The sequence below is a fragment of the Burkholderia anthinoferrum genome (assembly GCF_002925705.1).
GTDB classification, from domain to species: domain Bacteria; phylum Pseudomonadota; class Gammaproteobacteria; order Burkholderiales; family Burkholderiaceae; genus Burkholderia; species Burkholderia semiarida.
On sequence record NZ_LFZP01000067.1, the window covers coordinates 67,976 to 87,234 of the forward strand.

Annotated in this window: 16 protein-coding genes; 7 read left to right on the forward strand and 9 right to left on the reverse strand. The window is 67.9% G+C overall.

Going from position 1 to position 19,259, the window contains the following annotated elements; genetic code table 11:
• The first annotated feature begins 3 nt into the window (after positions 1 to 3).
• The 3 genes from ctaD to C5F75_RS33375 are packed head-to-tail and all read left to right on the forward strand — an operon-like array spanning position 4 to position 4,615.
• A complete protein-coding gene (gene ctaD, locus C5F75_RS33365) occupies positions 4 to 2,643 on the forward strand; it encodes a cytochrome c oxidase subunit I (protein WP_104013386.1) in 2,640 nt (879 codons plus the stop codon).
• Positions 2,640 to 3,047: a hypothetical protein gene (locus C5F75_RS33370; RefSeq protein ID WP_059575088.1), complete on the forward strand. Its 408-nt coding sequence runs from the start codon at positions 2,640 to 2,642 to the stop codon at positions 3,045 to 3,047. Before ctaD ends, C5F75_RS33370 begins: the two co-directional genes overlap by 4 nt.
• On the forward strand, positions 3,038 to 4,615 hold the full coding sequence (locus C5F75_RS33375; protein WP_104013337.1) for a c-type cytochrome: 1,578 nt from the start codon (positions 3,038 to 3,040) through the stop codon (positions 4,613 to 4,615). Before C5F75_RS33370 ends, C5F75_RS33375 begins: the two co-directional genes overlap by 10 nt.
• Before the next feature lie 88 nt (positions 4,616 to 4,703).
• Here C5F75_RS33375 and C5F75_RS33380 read toward each other — a convergent pair whose 3' ends face one another.
• Positions 4,704 to 5,069, reverse strand: a complete 366-nt coding sequence (locus C5F75_RS33380; RefSeq protein WP_104013338.1) for an addiction module antidote protein — start codon at positions 5,067 to 5,069, stop codon at positions 4,704 to 4,706.
• Positions 5,070 to 5,103: 34 nt separating this feature from the next.
• Positions 5,104 to 6,564 (reverse strand): efflux transporter outer membrane subunit, encoded by a 1,461-nt coding sequence (locus C5F75_RS33385; RefSeq protein WP_059575083.1) that lies wholly within the window; start codon positions 6,562 to 6,564, stop codon positions 5,104 to 5,106.
• A 77-nt stretch (positions 6,565 to 6,641) separates the two neighbouring features.
• On the opposite strand from C5F75_RS33385, the gene C5F75_RS33390 reads away from it, so the two are divergent.
• From C5F75_RS33390 to C5F75_RS33405, 4 genes are all read left to right on the forward strand, one after another.
• A complete protein-coding gene (locus tag C5F75_RS33390) occupies positions 6,642 to 7,259 on the forward strand; it encodes a TetR/AcrR family transcriptional regulator (RefSeq protein ID WP_104013339.1) in 618 nt (205 codons plus the stop codon).
• 82 nt (positions 7,260 to 7,341) lie between these two features.
• Positions 7,342 to 8,451 (forward strand): efflux RND transporter periplasmic adaptor subunit, encoded by a 1,110-nt coding sequence (locus tag C5F75_RS33395; RefSeq protein WP_059575080.1) that lies wholly within the window; start codon positions 7,342 to 7,344, stop codon positions 8,449 to 8,451.
• On the forward strand, positions 8,448 to 11,588 hold the full coding sequence (locus tag C5F75_RS33400; protein WP_104013340.1) for an efflux RND transporter permease subunit: 3,141 nt from the start codon (positions 8,448 to 8,450) through the stop codon (positions 11,586 to 11,588). The genes C5F75_RS33395 and C5F75_RS33400 overlap by 4 nt, the downstream gene beginning before the upstream one ends.
• Before the next feature lie 33 nt (positions 11,589 to 11,621).
• Positions 11,622 to 12,428, forward strand: coding sequence for an oxidoreductase (locus C5F75_RS33405; RefSeq protein WP_104013341.1), 807 nt, complete (start codon positions 11,622 to 11,624; stop codon positions 12,426 to 12,428).
• Between the two features lie 183 nt (positions 12,429 to 12,611).
• Here C5F75_RS33405 and C5F75_RS33410 read toward each other — a convergent pair whose 3' ends face one another.
• From C5F75_RS33410 to C5F75_RS33440, 7 genes are all read right to left on the reverse strand, one after another.
• On the reverse strand, positions 12,612 to 13,010 hold the full coding sequence (locus C5F75_RS33410; RefSeq protein ID WP_104013342.1) for a RidA family protein: 399 nt from the start codon (positions 13,008 to 13,010) through the stop codon (positions 12,612 to 12,614).
• 67 nt (positions 13,011 to 13,077) lie between these two features.
• A complete protein-coding gene (gene benD / locus C5F75_RS33415; RefSeq protein ID WP_104013343.1) occupies positions 13,078 to 13,854 on the reverse strand; it encodes a benzoate diol dehydrogenase BenD in 777 nt (258 codons plus the stop codon).
• The gene (benC, locus tag C5F75_RS33420) at positions 13,851 to 14,873 is read right to left on the reverse strand and encodes a benzoate 1,2-dioxygenase electron transfer component BenC (RefSeq protein ID WP_104013344.1); all 1,023 of its coding nucleotides are present in this window, start codon (positions 14,871 to 14,873) and stop codon (positions 13,851 to 13,853) included. Before benC ends, benD begins: the two co-directional genes overlap by 4 nt.
• Positions 14,874 to 14,912: 39 nt before the next feature.
• Positions 14,913 to 15,401: a benzoate 1,2-dioxygenase small subunit gene (benB, locus tag C5F75_RS33425; RefSeq protein ID WP_059637266.1), complete on the reverse strand. Its 489-nt coding sequence runs from the start codon at positions 15,399 to 15,401 to the stop codon at positions 14,913 to 14,915.
• Entirely contained in the window at positions 15,398 to 16,756 is a 1,359-nt protein-coding gene (locus C5F75_RS33430) for a Rieske 2Fe-2S domain-containing protein (protein WP_060011141.1), read from the reverse strand. The genes benB and C5F75_RS33430 overlap by 4 nt, the downstream gene beginning before the upstream one ends.
• A 117-nt stretch (positions 16,757 to 16,873) precedes the next feature.
• Positions 16,874 to 17,824, reverse strand: a complete 951-nt coding sequence (gene catA / locus C5F75_RS33435) for a catechol 1,2-dioxygenase (protein ID WP_059575065.1) — start codon at positions 17,822 to 17,824, stop codon at positions 16,874 to 16,876.
• 49 nt (positions 17,825 to 17,873) lie between these two features.
• Positions 17,874 to 19,010: a muconate/chloromuconate family cycloisomerase gene (locus C5F75_RS33440; protein WP_059575063.1), complete on the reverse strand. Its 1,137-nt coding sequence runs from the start codon at positions 19,008 to 19,010 to the stop codon at positions 17,874 to 17,876.
• Positions 19,011 to 19,259: the final 249 nt, after the last annotated feature.

Sequence of the window (19,259 nt, forward strand, 5' to 3'; positions counted from 1 at the left end):
CCGATGGCCATTGCCCGCGACACGCCGGCCCCGCTCAACCGCGTACCCGATCTCGGCGAAGCGCCGCCCGGTTCCGCGCACGAGCGCGCGCTGGCCGAGTTGTGGGAATCGGAACCCGGCTGGCGCGGCTGGCTCGGCACCGTCGATCACAAGCGCATCGGGCTGCGCTACATCGTCACCGCGTTCGCGTTCCTGCTGCTCGGCGGCGTGGAGGCGCTCGTGATGCGCATCCAGCTCGCACGGCCGAACGCGACGCTGCTCACGCCCGCGCAATACGATTCGCTGTTCACGATGCACGGCGTCACGATGATCTTCCTGTACGCGCTGCCGGTGCTGTCGGGCTTCGCGAACTACCTGTGGCCGCTGATGCTCGGCTCGCGCGACATGGCGTTCCCGCGGCTGAACGCGTTCTCGTACTGGTCGTTCCTGTTCGCCGGGTTGTTCCTGTACGCGAGCTTTCCGCTCGGCGCGGTGCCGGACGGCGGCTGGTTCAACTACGTGCCGCTCACGTCGCTCGACTACAGCGCCGGCGCGAACATCGACATCTATGCGCTCGGGATGATCCTGCTCGGCATCTCGACGACCGGCGGCGCCGCGAACTTCGTCGTCACGCTGCTGCGGATGCGCGCGCACGGCATGTCGATCGACCGCGTGCCGATCATCGTGTGGGGCACGCTGACCGCGTCGGTCGCGAACCTGGTGGCGGTGCCGTCGGTGAGCCTCGCGTTCCTGCTGCTGTGGCTCGACCGCAATGCCGGCACGCACTTCTTCGACGTCGCGCATGGCGGCCGGCCGCTGTTGTGGCAGCACCTGTTCTGGATGTTCGCGCATCCGTGGGTGTACGTGGTCGTGCTGCCGGCGATGGGGATCGTATCCGACGCGCTACCGACCTTCTGCCGGCGGCCGCTCGTCGCGTACGAGGCCGTCGCGGTATCGACGGTGGCGACGATGCTGATCGGCTTCGAGGTGTGGGTCCACCACATGTTCGCGACCGGCATCGCGCCGCTCGCGCTCGCGTTCTTCGGCGCCGCGAGCATGCTGATCTCGATCCCGAGCGCAGTCGCGGTGTTCGCGTGGATCGCGACGATCTGGACCGGACGCCCCGTGTTTCGCACGCCGTTCCTGTATTTCGCGGGCTTCGTGCTGATGTTCGTGATCGGCGGCGTGTCGGGCGTGATGACGGCGGCCGTGCCGCTCGACTGGCAGCTCACCGATACGTACTTCGTCGTCGCGCACCTGCATTACGTACTGCTCGGCATCAACGTGTTCCCGGTGCTCGGCGGCGTCGCGTACTGGTTCCCGAAGTTCACCGGGCGGATGATGAACGAGCGGTTCGGCCGCTGGACCTTCTGGGTCGTGCTGATCGGCTTCAACCTCGGCTTCTTCCCGATGCACGTTTCCGGGTTGCTCGGAATGCCGCGCCGCATCTATACGTATCCATCTGGAATGGGCTGGGACACGTCGAACCTGCTGACGACGATCGGCTCGTTCGTGTTCGGGATCGGCATCGTGATGTTCGTCGTCAACGCGCTGGTGAGCGCACGGCGCGGCGTGCGCGCCGGCGACAATCCGTGGGGCGCGGCGGGCCTCGAGTGGTCGGTCGCGTCGCCGACGCCCGTGTACAACTTCGCGGTGCTGCCGCTCGTCGCGTCGCGGCATCCGCTGTGGGAAACGCGCGACGATCCGACGCGCACCAGCCTGCGGATCGGCTACCGGCTCGCACACGGGCGCGAGGCGCTCGCGGTCACGCCGCTCGCCGCGGCGCCGAGCGCGATCCTGAAGATGCCGGACGACAGTTGCGTGCCGTTCGTGCTCGCGCTGCTCGCGACCGCCGTGTTCGCGGCGATGCTCGCGCGCTCGCCAACGCTCGTGTGCGTGGCCGCGGCCGGTTGCGCGGTCGCCATCGCCGTGTGGCTGTGGCCGCGCCGCGCGCTCGGGCAACGTGCTCAACTGCCCGCTCGCGCGAACACGCAGGCACCTGCCGCGGCCGCCGGGGCGCGCCCGGCCGAACCGCCGTCGGCGACGGTGCCGGCCGGCGCGCCGGCCGCCTGCCTCGACCCGCTGCCGATCGGCAGTTGCGGCGAACGCGCGGGCGGCTGGTGGGGTGTGCTCACGCTGATCGTGACCGAGGCCGGGCTGTTCGGCTATCTGCTGTTCTGCTATTTCTACCTGCAGTCGCAATGGTCCGCGCCGTGGCCGCCCGAAGGGATGCCGAAGATCGGGCTCGCGGCCGTCAACACGGTCGTGCTGCTGTCGAGCAGCGTGTTCGTGTGGCTGGCCGAGCGCGCGGTGCGGGCCGAGCGGCAGGCCCGCGCGGTCGCGATGCTCGTCGTCGCGCTGGTGCTCGGCACCGCGTTCGCGCTGGTCCAGCTTCACGAATGGCGCGACCATCCGTATGGCCCGACCGCGCACCTGTACGGCAGCCTCTATTTCACGATCACCGGGTTCCATCTCGCGCACGTCGTGGCCGGCCTCGCGATCCTCGCGCTGCTCGCGGGGTGGACGGCCGCCGGTTTCTTCAGCCGCGAGCGACGCGTCGCGCTGACGGTCGGCGGGCTCTACTGGCACTTCGTCGACATCGTGTGGCTGTTCATCTTCACCGCGCTGTACGTATCGCCGTTCTGGCTGAGGAGCACGGGATGAGCGACGCCCGACGCGCGTGGACCCCGCTGCTCGCGATCGCGGCCGGCCTCGTCGGCGCGCCCGCGCTGTGGTTTGCGCAGATGCTCGTGTCCGAAACGCTCGCGTCCACCGCATGCTATCCGCTCGGCGTCGCGCAGGCCGCGCCGCGCTGGACGCACGTCGGCGTGTGGCTCGCACTGATCGCCGCGGGCGCGTTCGCACTGGCCGCGGCCTGCGCGACGTGGCTCGCGCGGGCGTGGCGGCACCGATATCGACGCGATGCCGATGCGCCCGCCGTGACGCGCGACGACAGTACGCGCTTTCTCGCGCGCTGCGGAATGCTCGCCGCGCTCGGCTTCGTGATCGGTCTCGTGTTCACGGGAATCGTCACGGCTTTCGTGGGGCCTTGCAGTCCATGGCGCTGATCTCGTTCGCTTCGTGCTGCGTGCCCGGTCGCCGTGCGGGTGTCGCGCTCGCGCTGTGTGTCATGCTCGGCGCGTGCGACATGCAGCCCGACGACAACGCAGCGGCAGCCGGCGATACGGGCGGCGGCGCGTCGGCGGCCGAAGCGCCCGAGCCCGCGTCGGGCTGGCGGTTCGTGCGGATTCACGCGTCGGCGGCCGATGCCGGTGCGTCGATGTCCGCTCGTGCGAGAGAGGATCCGCGGCTTTCACGCAAGCGGGAGGCGAGTGTCGCCAATGCGGCAGCGTCCGGGGCTTCCGCCCCGCCGCCGGACTCCGCTTCCGCGTCGACCGCCCGCCGACCGGTCATTGCCGCGGCCGCCGCGAGCGCCGACGCCGCGACGATCGCGCGCGGCCGCTATCTCGCGCTGGCCGGCGATTGCGCCGCGTGCCACGACGCGGCCGACCATACGCCGTACGCGGGCGGCCAGCCGGTGAATTCGCCGTTCGGGCCGATCTATGCGCCGAACATCACGCCGGACCCGACGCACGGGATCGGCCACTACACGCTGCGCCAGTTCGACGACGCATTGCGGCGCGGCGTGCGCGCGGACGGCAGCCGGCTGTATCCGGCGATGCCGTACCCGTCGCTCGCGCACCTGACCGACGACGACGTGCGCGCGCTGTACGCGTATTTCATGCGCGGCGTCGCGCCGTCCCCGAACGCGGCGAAGCTCACGCAACTGCCGTTTCCGTTCAACCAGCGCTGGGCCCTCGGGCTGTGGAGCCTCGCGTTCGCGAACCGCGACCGGTTCACGCCCCAGCCGTCGCAATCAGCGCAATGGAATCGCGGCGCCTATCTCGTGCAGGGGCTCGGCCATTGCGGCGCATGCCATACGCCGCGCGGGCCGGCCTACAACGAACGCGGCTACGACGAACGCAGCCCCGCGTTCCTGACCGGCGGTATCAACGATCACTGGTTCGCGCCGAACCTGACCGGCGCGGACCCGGACGGCCTCGGCCGCTGGTCGACCGACGACATCGCCGCGTTCCTGCGCAGCGGCCATGCGGCGCGCGGCTCGGTGTTCGGCGCGATGGCCCCGGTCGTCGGCGAAAGCACTGCATTGCTGACGGAGGACGATCGTCGGGCGATCGCCGTGTACCTCAAATCGTTGCCCGCGCAACCGACCGCCGCGACGAATCCGCTGGGCGTCGGCGTGCCGCGGTTGACGCCCGCCGGCCCGCGCCCGGAAAGCGGCCAGCAAGCGCCCGGGGCCGGTGTGTATGCGGGGTTCTGTGCGCGTTGCCACGGCGCGGACGGCACGGGCGTGCGCGATCACGGGCCGGCGCTCGCGAGCAGTTCGGTCGTGCTGGCCGCCGATCCGACGAGCACGATCCGGATCGTCGTCGAAGGCGCTCAGCCGGCGCCGGGTGAAAACGGCCCCGTGCAGCGGATGCCGGCGATGCGCGGCACGTTGACGAGCGGAGAAATCGCGGCGGTGGTCAGTTACGTGCGCGGCGCGTGGGGGAATCGGGCGGCGCCGGTGTCGGAGCAGGATGTGAGGCGGTTGCGGGGAGCGATCCATCGATAGTCGCGTGCCGCATGCAGGGCTTCCCGAACGATGCCGACCGGGTCGACACGAATGGGCCGGCGGGACTTCCTGCCCGCCCCTGACGGCATCAGCCGTGAGCCGCCGCGCGTGCGTGCGAGCGCTTGCGAAGAGTCCGCTCAGGCGCGGATGCCGCTTCGGCGGTCTGCGTGATTGGCGCAACGGTCAGATGCAATCCCAACGCGGCGACAACCTTCATGATCGTCGCAAACTCCGCGTTTCCGCCTTCCGACAGCGCACGGTAGAGCGCTTCACGCTTCACGCCGGACTCGCGCGCCAACGCCGTCATGCCACGCGCTTTCGCGACGTTCCCGAGCGCGGCCTGGATCAGTCGAGGGTCCCGATCTTCGAATGCCTGCGCCAGGTAGTGACGAATCGCTTCCTCGTCCTTCAGGTACTTCGAGCCATCGAATTCGGCCAGTTCGCTGATTTTCATATTCGCGCGGTCATCAGAGGCTCCGGCGCTACCGCTACCGGCTCGCAACGGCCTCGGCCTCCGGCGCCTGCCATCCTCCACCGAGCGCCTTGAACGCCGCGACCGCCGCACGCGCCGATTCGGTTCGCGCCTGCACGCGTTCGTCGGACGCGCGCAGCAAGCTTTCGTCGGCCTGCAACACTTCGATCAGGCTGACGACGCCTTTCTGGTACGCCGCGAACGACGCGGCCCGCGCGCGGCCGAGCGAATCCACGCCGCTGGCCAGCACGGCCGCCTGTTCGTCGCGCTTGACGAGCGCAGAGAACGCATTTTCGACATCCTCGGTGGCGTGCAGCGCCGCGAGCCGATACGCGGCCAGCATTTCGGCCTCCTTTCCTTTGGCGTCGGCAATCTGCGCATTGATCCGGCCGAAGTCGAACAAGCGCCAGCGCAGACCGAGCACGCCGGCCGCCTGGTTCGCGCCGCCGGCAAACAGGTTGCCCGCGCCCATCGTCGTCGCGCTGCCGAGCAATCCGCTCAGCGAGAACTTTGGGTAATACTCGGCAATCGCCACGCCGATGCGCGCGTTCGACGCTGCAAGCCGTCGCTCGGCGACCATCAGGTCGGGCCGCCGTCTGAGCAATTCGCCCGGCGTGCCCGTCGCCGCGATCCGCGGCGCCACCGGCACGTCGCCGCCGTCGAGCAATTCCGCGCGATGCGTGCCGGGCTGCGCACCGAGCATCACGTCGAGCGCATTCATCGCCGTGTCCAGCGCCGCCTCGAGCACCGGCACCGTCGCACGAACCTGCGCGAGCGCACCTTCGGCCTGCCTGACCTGAAGCTCCGCCGCGAGCCCCTTCCCGTACAGCAGATTGATCGTCGACAACAGATCCTGCTCGGTCCGCACCTGATGCTGCGCGACCTTCAACCGGCCCTGCAACCCGCGAATCGTGATGTAGATGTCGGCCGTCTGCGCGGCGACGGCCAGGCGCGTGGCGACCGCCGCCGCTTCGGACGCCTGATAGTCGGCAAGGGCGGCTTGCCGCCCGCGGCGCAGCCCGCCGAACACATCCAGTTCCCAGCTCGCGTTGAAATCGGCTTCGTAGGCGCTCCCGTGACGGTCGAAACCGGGCGTCGAATTCAGGACACTCCCCAACGGCGTTTCGACCGACTGGTAGGCGCGCGCAGCCTGGCCCGTCACATTGCCAGACGGCAACAGCGCCGCATCGGCCGCCCCGAGCCCGGCACGCGCTTGCGTGACGCGGGCCGCGGCCTGCGCGAGATCGAGGTTCTGTGCAAGCGCGAGCGTGACGAACCGGGTCAACTGCGGATCGCCGAAGCCCGTCCACCACGTCGCGAGTTCGGCGTCGGCCGCCGCGCGCCGCTGCTCCACGGCGCTCTGGCCCTGGAAGCGCTGCGGCATGGCGACGTCCGGCCGCACGTAGTCGGGACCGACGGCGCATCCGGCAGACAGGAGCGCGGCGAGCAGCGCGGCAACGATGGGTTTCGGTAGCATGACGGTTTCAGTCAAGATCAGGTAGTGACTATAATACCAAATAGTCACTCGTTGTCCATCCCTGCCAGCCGCAACCCATGAAAGAAAACACCGCTCCCCCCGCGCCCGCACGCGGCCCGGCCGATCACGACGTGCGCGACCAGATCGTGGCCGCCGCCACCGAGCACTTCAGCCGGTACGGCTACGAGAAGACGACCGTGTCCGACCTCGCGAAGTCCATCGGCTTCTCGAAGGCCTATATCTACAAGTTCTTCGAATCGAAACAGGCGATCGGCGAGATGATCTGCGCGAACTGCCTGCATGAAATCGAGACCGACGTGCGCGCCGCCGTCGCCGAAGCGGAACTGCCCACCGAAAAGCTGCGGCGCATGTTCAAGGTTTCTACCGAAGCGAGCCTGCGGCTGTTCTTCCGCGACCGCAAGCTGTACGACATCGCCGCGTCGGCCGCCACCGGCAACTGGCAGTCGGTGCAGGCCTATGAGGCCCGTGTGCAGAAGCTGCTGCAGGAGGTGCTGCAGGCGGGCAGGCAAAGCGGCGAGTTCGAGCGCAAGACGCCGCTGGACGAAACCGCGACGGCGATCTACCTCGTGATGCGGCCGTACCTGAATCCGCTGCTGCTGCAGTACAACCTCGACACGACCGACGCCGCGCCCGCGCAGTTGTCGAGCCTGGTGCTCCGCAGCCTCGCCCCATGAACCGACACCGTTTGTGACTATTGACTATTTTGGTCACTAGATACACAATGAAAGCCCCGATCACCTCGTCAGTGGGTCTTTCATGGTCCGGCGTCGCCTCGCTCTCCTTGCAGTCGCTTCCGCGCTGCCCCTCGCGCTAGCCGCCTGCAGCGGAAAAGCGCCTTCCGATCCGCGCACGGAAGCGCCGCTCGTGCGTACCGCCATCGTGCACGCAGCCGCGCCCGCATCGCGGTCGTTTACCGGCACCGTCGCCGCCCGCGTGCAGAGCGACCTCGGGTTCCGGGTGTCCGGCAAGGTGCTGGAGCGGCTCGTCGATACCGGGCAAACCGTCCGCCGCGGCCAGCCGCTGATGCGCATCGACCCCGTCGACCTGAAGCTCGCGGCGCGCGCACGCGATGAAGCGGTGGCCGCGGCACGGGCACGCGCGCGGCAGACCGCCGAAGACGAAGCGCGCTACCGCGACCTGCGCGGCACCGGCGCGATATCGGCATCGGCCTATGACCAGGTCAAGGCCGCGGCCGACGCCGCGAAAGCCCAGTTGAGCGCCGCCGAGGCCGACGCCGACGTCGCGCGCAATGCGACCGGCTACGCGGAACTGGTCGCGGACGGCGACGGCGTCGTGATGGAAACGCTCGCGGAGCCCGGCCAGGTCGTCAGCGCCGGCCAGCCGGTCGTGCGGCTCGCGCACGCCGGCAGCCGGGAAGCGGTGATCCAGCTGCCGGAAACGCTGCGCCCCGCGGTCGGATCCATCGCGCAGGCAGAGCTGTTCGGCAAGCCGGGCGCGAGTGTCCCCGCGACGCTGCGCCAGTTGTCCAACGCCGCGGATGCGCGAACGCGCACGTTCGAAGCGCGCTACGTGTTGCAGGGCGCGCTGGCCGCCGCACCGCTGGGCGCGACCGTCACGATCCGCATGCCGGACGACGCGCGCACGACGCCGCAAGCCGGCCTGCAGGTACCGATCGGCGCGCTGCTGGATGCAGGCAAAGGGCCCGGCGTGTGGGTCGTCGCGGGCGATCCGGCCAAGGTGGGATGGCGGCCCGTCACGGTCGAGCATCTGGACGACGACAGCGCGCGCGTGTCCGGCGCACTGAAGCAAGGCGAGCGGGTCGTCGCGCTCGGCGCGCAGTTGCTGCGCGACGGCGAAGCGGTTCGCGTGGCCGCCACGGCCGCACACGAAGGAGCACGGCCGTGAGCGAACGCCGCTTCAACCTGTCGGCGCTCGCGGTGCGCGAGCGCGCGATCACGCTGTTCCTGATCTGCCTGATTTCGCTCGCGGGGCTCGTATCGTTCTTCAAGCTGGGGCGCGCGGAAGACCCGGCCTTCACCGTCAAGGTGATGACCATCGTCACCGCATGGCCGGGCGCGACCGCGCAGGAAATGCACGACCAGGTGGCCGAAAAGATCGAAAAGCGATTGCAGGCGTTACGCTGGTACGACCGCACCGAAACCTACACGCGCCCCGGCCTCGCGTTCACGACGCTGACGTTGCTCGACAGCACGCCGCCGTCCGAGGTGCAGGAGCAGTTCTATCAGGCGCGCAAGAAAATCGGCGACGTCGCGAACGATCTGCCGGCCGGCGTGATCGGCCCGCTGGTCAACGACGAATACGCGGACGTCACGTTCGCGCTGTTCGCGCTGAAGGCCAAGGGCGAACCGCAGCGCCTGCTGGTTCGCGATGCGGAGACGCAGCGCCAGCGGCTGCTGCATGTGCCGGGCGTGAAGAAGGTCGACATCATCGGCGAACAGGCGGAGCGCATCTACGTGCAGCTGTCGCACGACCGGCTCGCGACGCTCGGCGTGAGCCCGCAGGACGTATTCGCCGCGCTCAATGGCCAGAACGCGCTGACGCCGGCCGGCTCCGTCGAGACGCGCGGGCCGGAGATCTTCATTCGCATGGATGGCGCGTTCGACAAGCTGCAGAAGATTCGCGACACGCCGATCGTCGCGCAGGGCCGCACGTTGAAACTGTCGGACATCGCCACCGTCGAGCGCGGCTACGAAGACCCGTCCACCTTCATGATCCGCAACAACGGCGAACCCGCGCTGCTGCTCGGCGTCGTGATGCGCGACGGCTGGAACGGGCTCGACCTCGGCCGCGCGCTGGACCGGGAAGTCGGCGCGATCAACGCGGAGTTGCCGCTCGGCATGAGCCTGACCAAGGTCACCGACCAGTCCGTGAACATCAGCTCGGCCGTCGACGAGTTCATGGTCAAGTTCTTCGCCGCGCTGCTCGTCGTGATGCTGGTGAGCTTCGTCAGCATGGGCTGGCGCGTCGGCCTCGTCGTCGCCGCGGCCGTGCCGCTGACGCTCGCCGTGGTGTTCGTCGTGATGGCCGCCACCGGCAAGAACTTCGATCGCATCACGCTCGGTTCGCTGATCCTCGCGCTCGGTCTGCTCGTCGACGACGCGATCATCGCGATCGAAATGATGGTCGTGAAAATGGAGGAAGGCTACGACCGCGTGGCCGCGTCGGCTTACGCGTGGAGCCATACGGCCGCGCCGATGCTGGCCGGCACGCTGGTCACCGCGGTCGGCTTCATGCCGAACGGCTTCGCGCGCTCCACCGCCGGCGAATACACGAGCAACATGTTCTGGATCGTCGGGATCGCGCTGATCGCATCGTGGGTCGTCGCCGTCGCGTTCACGCCGTACCTCGGCGTGAAGATGCTGCCGAACCTCAAGAAGTTCGAAGGCGGTCACGATGCGATCTACGACACGCCGCGCTACAACCGTTTCCGACAGGTGCTGACGCGCGTGATTGCGCGTAAATGGCTGGTTGCGGCGTCCGTCGTCGGCCTGTTCGTACTCGCCATTCTCGGCATGGCCGTCGTCAAGAAGCAGTTCTTCCCGATCTCCGATCGCCCCGAGGTCCTCGTCGAGGTGCAGATGCCGTACGGCACGTCGATTTCGCAAACGAGCGCGGCCACGTCGAAGGTCGAAGCGTGGCTCGCGAAGCAGAAGGAAGCGAGGATCGTCACCGCGTACGTCGGCCAGGGCGCGCCGCGCTTTTATCTGGCGATGGGGCCGGAGCTGCCCGATCCGTCGTTCGCGAAGATCGTCGTGCGCACCGACAGCCAGGACGAGCGCGACGCGTTGAAGGCACGCCTGCGGCAGGCGATCGCCGACGGCCTCGCGCCCGATGCGCGCGTGCGCGTGACGCAGCTCGTGTTCGGCCCGTATTCGCCGTTCCCGGTCGCGTATCGGGTCACGGGCCCCGATCCGGACACGCTGCGCGGCATCGCGGCCGACGTCGAGCGCGTGATGGCCGGCAGCCCGATGATGCGCACGGTCAATGCCGATTGGGGCACGCGCGCGCCGGCGCTGCATTTCACGTTGGAGCAGGACCGCCTGCAGGCCGTCGGGTTGACGTCCAGCGCGGTCGCGCAGCAGCTGCAGTTTCTGTTGACCGGAGTGCCCGTCACCGAGGTGCGCGAGGATATCCGGACCGTGCAGGTGGTCGCCCGCTCGGGCGGCGATGCACGGCTCGACCCGGCGCGGCTCGACGACTTCACGCTCGCCGGCGCGAACGGGCAGCGCATTCCGCTGTCGCAGGTCGGCAAGGTCGACGTGCGCATGGAAGAGCCGATCATGCGCTGGCGCGATCGCGTGCCGACGCTCACGGTGCGCGGCGACATCGCCGACGGCCTGCAGCCGCCGGACGTGTCGGCCGCGATCACGAAGCAGCTTCAGCCGATCGTCGCCGCGCTGCCGAGCGGCTATCGAATCGAGGAAGCCGGCTCGATCGAGGAATCGGGCAAGGCCACGAAGGCGATGCTGCCGCTGTTCCCGATCATGCTGGCGGTGACGCTGATCATCATCATCTTCCAGGTGCGCTCGATCTCCGCGATGGTGATGGTGTTCCTGACGAGCCCGCTCGGCCTGATCGGCGTGGTGCCGACGCTGATCCTGTTCCGGCAGCCGTTCGGCATCAATGCGCTGGTGGGCCTCATCGCGCTGTCGGGGATCCTGATGCGCAACACGCTGATCCTGATCGGCCAGATTCACCAGAACGAACAGGCGGGGCTGGATCCGTTCCACGCGGTCGTCGAAGCGACCGTGCAGCGGGCGCGCCCGGTGGTTCTCACCGCGATGGCGGCCGTGCTCGCCTTCATTCCGCTCACGCATTCGGTGTTCTGGGGCACGCTCGCGTACACGCTGATCGGCGGCACGTTCGCCGGGACGATCCTCACGCTGATGTTCCTGCCGGCGATGTATGCGATCTGGTTCAGGATCCGGCCCGGTCATTCCGCCGCCGCCCGCCACGGCGGCCATGAACCGGCAGCGCCTGCCACGACCGCACTTCAGCCCGCGCTGGATGCGCGCGATTGATATTCCCCATTCCCCGTATCGAAGGAAACAGCCATGTCGAATTCCACCGTTGTCGTCGTGACCGGCGTGTCGTCGGGCATCGGGCGCGTCGCCGCAGAACGATTCGCCAAACGGGGCTGCCGCGTGTTCGGCACCGTGCGCAGCATCGCGCGAACGGCGCCCGTCGCCGGCGTCGAGCTGATCGAGATGGACGTGCGTGACGACGCGTCCGTTCGATCCGGCATCCGGACGATCATCGACCGCGCCGCGCGTATCGACGTGCTCGTGAACAATGCGGGCATGAGCCTGATCGGCGCGGTGGAGGAGACGTCGGTGGACGAAGCCGACGCGTTGTTCGACACCAATGTATTCGGCATCCTGCGCACGACCCGTGCGGTACTTCCGCACATGCGGGCCCAACGGCGCGGCCGGATCGTCAATGTCAGCTCGGTGCTCGGCTTTCTGCCGGCGCCGTACATGGGGCTTTATTCGGCGTCCAAACATGCGGTGGAAGGTTTGACCGAATCGCTCGATCACGAGCTGCGCCAGTTCGGCATTCGCGCGACGCTGGTCGAGCCGTCGTTTACGCGGACCAACCTGGACGTCAACGCGCCGCAGGCGAGCGCGCCGATCGCCGATTACGACCGCGAGCGCACGCTCGCGGCGCGCGCCGTCGGCGACAGCGTGAAAGCCGCGCCGCACCCCGAGGGCGTGGCCGCCACCGTCGTCGACGCGGCGCTCGGCGCATGGCGGATGCGGCGCACGCCCAACGGCGAGGCGTCGCTGCTGCGCAGGTTGCGGCGCTTCATGCCGGCCGGCCCGGTCGATGCGAGCCTGCGGAAAAAATTCCGGCTCGCGTGACGCGGCCAGCCGACGAAACGTCCGTGGACGAGGCACCCGCCATGGGAATCGGCATCATCGGAACCGGCAATATCGGCCGCACGCTTGCGCGCCGGCTGAGGGCGGCAGCCGGAACGCCGGGGCGCCTCGCGATGACGGCCGCCGGGGACGAAAGCGATGCGAAGCAAGCCGCGACGCCGACACTCACCGCTGCAACACCGCCACCGCCTTGATCTCGACGATAGAGCCGGGTGCGCCGCCCAGCATGTGCGCGCCGACCGCCGTCCACGCCGGCTTCGGATGCGCGCGGAGGTAGCGGTCGCGCACCTGCATGAACAGCGGCAGGTCGCGCATGTCGGTGTGGAAGGTCGTGAGATCCACGACGTCGTCGAGCGACGCACCGCCAGCTTCGAGCACGCGCTTCAGGTTCTCGAACGCCTGCACGATCTGTGCTTCACGGCCTTCGACCAGTTGCATCGCCGCGTCGCGGCCGATCTGGCCGGACACGTACAACGTATCGCCCACCTTGACCGCCGGCGCATAGCCGATTTTTTCGTACACGGCTTCCATGCCGGCCGGGATGATCGCTTCGCGTTGTTGCATGAGTGTCTCCGTGGCCGGACTCGCAGCGCCGGCCGATTGTTCGTGTGAGGATCGGTGCGCGCGCCGCTCAACCCGTATCGCCGCCCGCCACCGGCAGCACCGTCCCGGTGATATAGCTCGCTTCATCGGACGCGAGAAACAGAATCGGCGCGATCTGTTCGTCGAGCGTGCCGTAGCGCTTGAAGTACGTCGATTCGGTCACCTGCCGCACCGCTTCCCCCATCCACGCCTGTTCCTGCTCGGTGTCGCCGGCCGCATTGCGCGGCACGCGGCGCGGCGGTGCGCTGGTGCCGCCCGGCGCGGTGGCGACGACGCGGATGTTGTGTTCCGCGTACTCCATCGCGAGCGCCGACGTCAGCGCGTTTACACCGCCCTTCGCGGCCGAATACGGCACGCGGCGAATCCCGCGCGTCGCGTTCGACGAGATGTTGACGATCGTGCCGCCGCCACGCGCGACCAGGTGCGGCAGCACGGCGTGGCAGGTATAGAGCGTCGGCATCAGCGAACGGCGGATTTCCGCGTCGATCTGCGCGGGCTCGAACTCGGCGAACGGCCGCATGCGAATCGCGCCGCCGACGCCGTTGATCAGGATGTCGATGCCGCCGAACGTCCGCACCGCGTGCGCAATCGCCGCATGCGCGCCTTCGTACGTTTCGAGATCGGCGACGAAGCCCGCCGTGTCGCCACCCCTCGCTTCGGCCGCCACCTCGGCGACGAAATCCGCGCGATCGACGAACAGCACCCTGCCGCCCTCGGCCGCCGCGCGCAGCGCGACGCCGCGGCCGATGCCCTGCGCCGCGCCGGTGACGACGACGACCTTGCCGGAGAATCGTTGCATGATCATGCCGCCTTTGCCGTGACGTTGGGGGTGAACTTCTCGTAGTGGAAGCTGGCCGGCTTCACGCCCGCTTCGTCGAAGTACTGGCGCACCGCATCCACCATCGGCGGCGGCCCGCACAGGTAGACGTCGACGTCGCCGTCGTTCAGCGCGTCGGCCGGGATGTGCTGCGTGACCCAACCCTTGCGCGGATGGCTCGACGCGGCGTCCGCGACGACGGTGGCAAAGCTGAAGTTCGGCAGCTTCGCCGCAACCGCCTCGATCGCGTCGACCAGCACGAGATCGAGATCGCGCGTCACGCCGTAGACGAGGTGCACCTTCTGCCGCGACCCGCTGCGCGCGAGCACGTCGAGCATCGACAGGAACGGCGCGAGGCCCGTGCCTCCGGCGAGGAACAGCAGCGGCCGCTGCACGTCGCGCAGGTAGAAGCTGCCGAGCGGCCCGTTCAGTTCGAGCGTGTCGCCGGGTTTCGCCGATTCGAGCCACGTGCTCATCACGCCGCCCGGAATCTTCTTGATCAGGAATCCGACCTTCGTATCGCCCGGCGCGGACGAGAACGAATACGAGCGATGCTGGCCGCTGCCCGGCACACCGATGTTCACGTACTGGCCCGGCAGGAACGCCGGTGCGCTCGCGCCGACATCGAGCTCGAGCACGACGGCCGCATCGTTGTGCTGCTCGACCTTCGTGACCGTCGCGGCGAAGCTGCTCTGCCCGGTCTTGCACGCGACCGACGACGTCGGCACCGCGATCACGCAGTCGCTTTGCGGCACCATCTGGCACGTCAGCACGAGGCCACCGTCCTTTTCGTCCTCGGTGAGCGCATCGTCGATGTAGTCGTCGCCGAGGTCGTAGCGGCCGCTTTCGGCGCGGCACTTGCAGGTGCCGCACACGCCGTCGGAACAATCCATCGGCAGGTTGATCTTCGCGCGGAAAGCCGCATCGAGCACCTTCTCGCCGGCCTTGCAGTCGATGAAGCGGGTTACCCCGTCCTCGAAATTCAATGCAATCTTGTAGCTGGACATCGCGTCACCTCCACTTCCTTTCATGGCAAACAACGGGCGTCAGACGTGATAGACGTCGAGCACCTGCCGGATGTAGTCGTTCTTCAGCACGATCTTCTTGTGCGAGATCAGCAGCGCGTCGCCCGCCTGCCGCAGCGTGACGAACACCGTGCCGAAGAAGTGGTCGGTGACGCGGTAGCGGTGATTCAGCGTATGAAAGTTGTAGCGCACGTCGACCTCGCCGTCGCGTTCGGCCAGCACCTCGACGTTCGTCACGTTGTGGCTGGTACGCGGTTCGGGCGTCGATGCGCCGCTGCGCTCGGTCTTGATCCGGAACACGCGATCCTCGAGCCCGCCGCGATCCGGGTAGTACATCAGCGAAATCTGGCGCTGCGGATCGTCGGTCGGCCGATCGTCGTCGTCCCACGCGGGCATCCAGTACGTGACGTCCTCCGTGTAGCAGGTCAGCCATGCGTCCCACTCGCGATCGTCGAGCAGACGCGCCTCGCGATACAGCGTCGCGCAAATCGTCCGGTAATCGAAGCTCATGCCGCCACCTCCCCGCGTTCCTTCTTCAGCGCATCGCGCATCACGTGCACCCAGTGTTCGTGCTGGCACACGAACAGCCCTTCGTCCTCGCTGCGCTCGCCCGAAATGCGCGGGTTCAGCCCCATCTTCCTCGCGTTCTCGTCGGGTCCGTCGATCCACAGCGGCGCACCGCGCGACAGGTCGTTCCACATCGCCGTGATGCCCGCATAGCCGGCCTGGCACGCGCGGAATTCCTCGAGATCGTCGGCCGTGCCCATGCCGGTCACGTTGAAGAAATCCTCGTACTGGCGGATGCGCGTCGTGCGGTCGGCTTCGCTCTCGCCCTTCGGCGCGAAGCAGAAGATGCTGACTTCGGTCTTGTCGACCGCGAGCGGACGCACCACGCGGATCTGCGTGCTGAACTGGTCCATCAGGAACACGTTCGGATACACGCACAGGTTGCGCGTCTGGTTCACGATGAAATCGGCCTGCACGTCGCCGACGCGCGCACGGATCTCGTCGCGGTGCCGGTACACGGGCCGCACTTCCGGGTTCATCGTCTTGGTCCACAGCAGGATGTGGCCGTGGTCGAAGCCGTACACGCCCGCGACCGACTTGCTCCAGCTGTTCGCGTCGACCGCCTTGGTGCCCGCTTCCTTGCGGCGGCCCATCGTCGCCGCATAGTTCCAGTGCACGGTGCTGACGTGATAGCCGTCGCAGCCGTTCTCCATCTGCATCTTCCAGTTGCCTTCGTAGATGTAGGACGAGTTGCCGCGCAGCACTTCGAGACCGTTCGGCGCCTGATCGACGATCTGGTCGATGATCACGCGCGCTTCGCCGAGGTAGTCCTCGAGCGGCAGCACGTCGGCGTTGAGGCTGCCGAACAGGAAGCCGCGATAGTTCGCGAAGCGCGCGACCTTCTTCAGGTCGTGCGAGCCGTGCGTGTTGAACTGCACCGGATACTCGGTCGTCTTCTCGTCCTTCACCTTCAGCAGCTTGCCGGTGTTCGAGAAGGTCCAGCCGTGGAACGGGCACGTGAAGCTGCCCTTGTTGCCGTGCTTGCGGCGGCACAGCATCGCGCCCTTGTGCGCACACGCATTGATCACCGCATGCAGCTCGCCGGTCTTGTCGCGCGTGATGACGATCGGCTGGCGGCCGATCCACGTCGTGTAGTAATCGTTGTTGTCGGGAATCTGGCTTTCGTGCGCCAGATACACCCAGTTGCCCTCGAAGATATGCTTCATCTCGAGCTCGTACAGCGCCGCGTTCGTGAAGATGTCGCGGCGGCAGCGGAAAATGCCGGCCTCCTTGTCATCCTGCACGGCGGTCTCCAGCAGGTGATCCAGTTCGTTCGTAGCGTCGATCGTGACGGACATGATGGCTCCTTCCATGCGCGTGCCGCGTCCTGCAAGCACGCTCGCATCGGTATCGGTTGAGTCTCGGGGAACCGGCCGGCAGCGTCGGCGCACGCACGCCGCCGTGCCGTCGGCGGGTTATGCCGTGGCGGACGCGCGCAGGCGTTCGACGATCTGGTTGTCCTTGCCCTGTACGAGCGGCGTCAGCACGAAGTCGAATTCGATGTCCTGGTACGCGTCGGCCTTGAGCCCGAGCGCCGTGCCGCCGGTCTTCTGCGTGACGGGCGGAATCAATTCCTCGCGCGTCGCATACGCGAAGTCGTCCCAGATCAGCGGATCGCCGTCGATGTTGAACTGCGTCGTGAGCTTGCGGTGGTCGTCGCTCGTCACGAAGAAGTGCACGTGCGCGGGACGGTTGCCGTGACGGCCGAGACGGTTCAGCAGTTGCTGCGTCGCGCCCTGCGGCGGGCAGCCGTAGCCGACCGGCATCAGCGTGCGGAATTCGTATTTGCCGTCCGCGCCCGTCCTCACCGCGCCGCGCAGGTTGAAGTCGGTCTGCGCGCCGGTTGGATCGAAGTGCGAATAGAAGCCGTGCGAATTCGCATGCCAGCATTCGACCAGCGCGCCAGTCACCGGCTTGCCGTCGAGATCCTTCACCGTGCCGTGGATCACGAGCGGGCCCGCGCCTTCGTCCGCGTCGAGGTCGATCTTCGCGACGCCGTCGCGCACCGGAGCGCCCGCCACGTACAGCGGCCCCTCGATCGTGCGCGGCGTGCCGCCGTCGAGGCCGATCGCCTCGTCCTCGGCATCCATCCGGATGTCGAGATACTTCTCGAGACCGAGGCCGGCCGCGAGCAGCGCCGCTTCGCCATCCTGACCGAGCTTGTTCAGGTAGTTCACGCCGGCCCACACTTCGTCCGGCGTGATGTCGAGATCGTCGATCGCCTTGAACAGGTCGCCGAGCAGGCGCAGCACGATCTGCTGCGTACGTGCGTCGCCCTTCGAGCCGTTTCCGCCGCTCCCGCTCGCGTTCGATGCGGCCTTCAGCAGATCCTGCACTTCGTTCGTGTCGAAAACCTTGACGCTCATGATGCTGTCTCCATGTGTATTGGGGGATGACGGTCTTTGCCTGACTCGATTACCGCACGACTTTCGTCAGCCCGTCGCGGGTGAAGCGCCTGACCTTGTCCTCGTCGAGCGCGATGCCGAGACCGGGGCCGTCCGGCACGGTCAGTTCGAAGTCGCTGTAATCCAGCGGCTGCGTCAGGATTTCCTCGGTGATCAACAGCGGACCGAACAGTTCGGTGCCCCACTGCAGGTTCGCGACGCTCGCGAACAGGTGCGCGGACGCCACCGTGCCGAACGCGCCTTCGAGCATCGTGCCGCCGTACAGCTCGATGCCGGCCGCGTCCGCGATCGCGGCCACGCGCTGCGCGGCAAAGAGGCCACCGCTCTGTTCGATCTTGATCGCGAACACGTCGGCGCCGTGATGCTTCGCGATCTCGAATGCGCTGTCCGGGCCTTGCAGGATTTCGTCGGCCATCAGCGCGACCGGGAAGCGGCGCATCAGGCGCGCGAGCGCCGCGGCCGACGCGACCGGCTGCTCGACCAGTTCGCAGCCCGCATCGGCGAGCGCCGGGATCGCGCGCGCGGCCTGCGTTTCGCTCCACGCCATGTTCACGTCGACGCGCACCGAGGCGCGCTCGCCGAGCGCCTGCTTGATCTCGGCCACGTGGCGGATATCCGTTTCCGGTGCTCTCGCGCCGATCTTCAGCTTGAATACGTTGTGGCGGCGCAGATCGAGCATGCGTTCGGCTTCGGCGATGTCGGCGGCCGTATCACCCGACGCGAGCGTCCATGCAACCGGCAGGCGGTCGCGACGGCGGCCGCCGAGCAGTTCGCTGACCGGCACGCCGAGACGCTTGCCGTGCGCGTCAAGCAGCGCGGTTTCGAGCGCGCTCTTCGCGAAGTGATTGACCTTTGCGAGCTTGCCGACATGCGCCATTAGCGCCTGGACGCGCGTCGCGTCACGGCCGACGATCGCCGGCGCGAGGTACGCGTCGATCGCGAGCTTCATCGCTTCCGGGCTTTCCGGGCCGTAGGCCATTCCGGCGATCGTCGTGCCTTCGCCGATACCGGTCACGCCGTCGCTGCAGAACACTTTCACGAGCATCAGCGTCTGGCCGTGCATCGTGGCCACCGACAGCTTGTGCGGGCGAATCGTCGGCAGATCGACGAGGCGGGTTTCGATGCGTTCGATGGTCGCTGAGGACATGGGGTGCGCTGCGTGGGGGTGGTTCATGGGACGGATTTATACGCGGCGGGGAAACGGGGCGTCCAATACTTTTAGGCGGGATTTTCGATACCTAGCAGGTATTGAAACCGCACTGGCGGCGCGAAATATGGCGGTGCGCCATACCTGTTTTGGATAGGTATGCTGGCTGGGAGGCTTGCTGGCGCGCGGTCGCGCGGGTTCGGGGTGGTGTTTGAGCGGAAGCTTACCGCTACTGCTTTTGGCAGCCGG

What these genes read in the sequence shown, in the direction of transcription:
- C5F75_RS33410 (WP_104013342.1), bottom strand. Translation starts at nt 13,010, where the DNA reads ATGCAACAACGCGAAGCGATCATCCCGGCCGGCATGGAAGCCGTGTAC.
- C5F75_RS33390 (WP_104013339.1), top strand. Translation starts at nt 6,642, where the DNA reads ATGAAAGAAAACACCGCTCCCCCCGCGCCCGCACGCGGCCCGGCCGAT.
- C5F75_RS33380 (WP_104013338.1), bottom strand. Translation starts at nt 5,069, where the DNA reads ATGAAAATCAGCGAACTGGCCGAATTCGATGGCTCGAAGTACCTGAAG.
- C5F75_RS33440 (WP_059575063.1), bottom strand. Translation starts at nt 19,010, where the DNA reads ATGTCCTCAGCGACCATCGAACGCATCGAAACCCGCCTCGTCGATCTG.
- benC (WP_104013344.1), bottom strand. Translation starts at nt 14,873, where the DNA reads ATGTCCAGCTACAAGATTGCATTGAATTTCGAGGACGGGGTAACCCGC.
- C5F75_RS33395 (WP_059575080.1), top strand. Translation starts at nt 7,342, where the DNA reads ATGGTCCGGCGTCGCCTCGCTCTCCTTGCAGTCGCTTCCGCGCTGCCC.
- C5F75_RS33430 (WP_060011141.1), bottom strand. Translation starts at nt 16,756, where the DNA reads ATGTCCGTCACGATCGACGCTACGAACGAACTGGATCACCTGCTGGAG.
- C5F75_RS33385 (WP_059575083.1), bottom strand. Translation starts at nt 6,564, where the DNA reads ATGCTACCGAAACCCATCGTTGCCGCGCTGCTCGCCGCGCTCCTGTCT.
- ctaD (WP_104013386.1), top strand. Translation starts at nt 4, where the DNA reads ATGGCCATTGCCCGCGACACGCCGGCCCCGCTCAACCGCGTACCCGAT.
- C5F75_RS33405 (WP_104013341.1), top strand. Translation starts at nt 11,622, where the DNA reads ATGTCGAATTCCACCGTTGTCGTCGTGACCGGCGTGTCGTCGGGCATC.
- benD (WP_104013343.1), bottom strand. Translation starts at nt 13,854, where the DNA reads ATGATCATGCAACGATTCTCCGGCAAGGTCGTCGTCGTCACCGGCGCG.
- catA (WP_059575065.1), bottom strand. Translation starts at nt 17,824, where the DNA reads ATGAGCGTCAAGGTTTTCGACACGAACGAAGTGCAGGATCTGCTGAAG.
- C5F75_RS33375 (WP_104013337.1), top strand. Translation starts at nt 3,038, where the DNA reads ATGGCGCTGATCTCGTTCGCTTCGTGCTGCGTGCCCGGTCGCCGTGCG.
- C5F75_RS33370 (WP_059575088.1), top strand. Translation starts at nt 2,640, where the DNA reads ATGAGCGACGCCCGACGCGCGTGGACCCCGCTGCTCGCGATCGCGGCC.
- benB (WP_059637266.1), bottom strand. Translation starts at nt 15,401, where the DNA reads ATGAGCTTCGATTACCGGACGATTTGCGCGACGCTGTATCGCGAGGCG.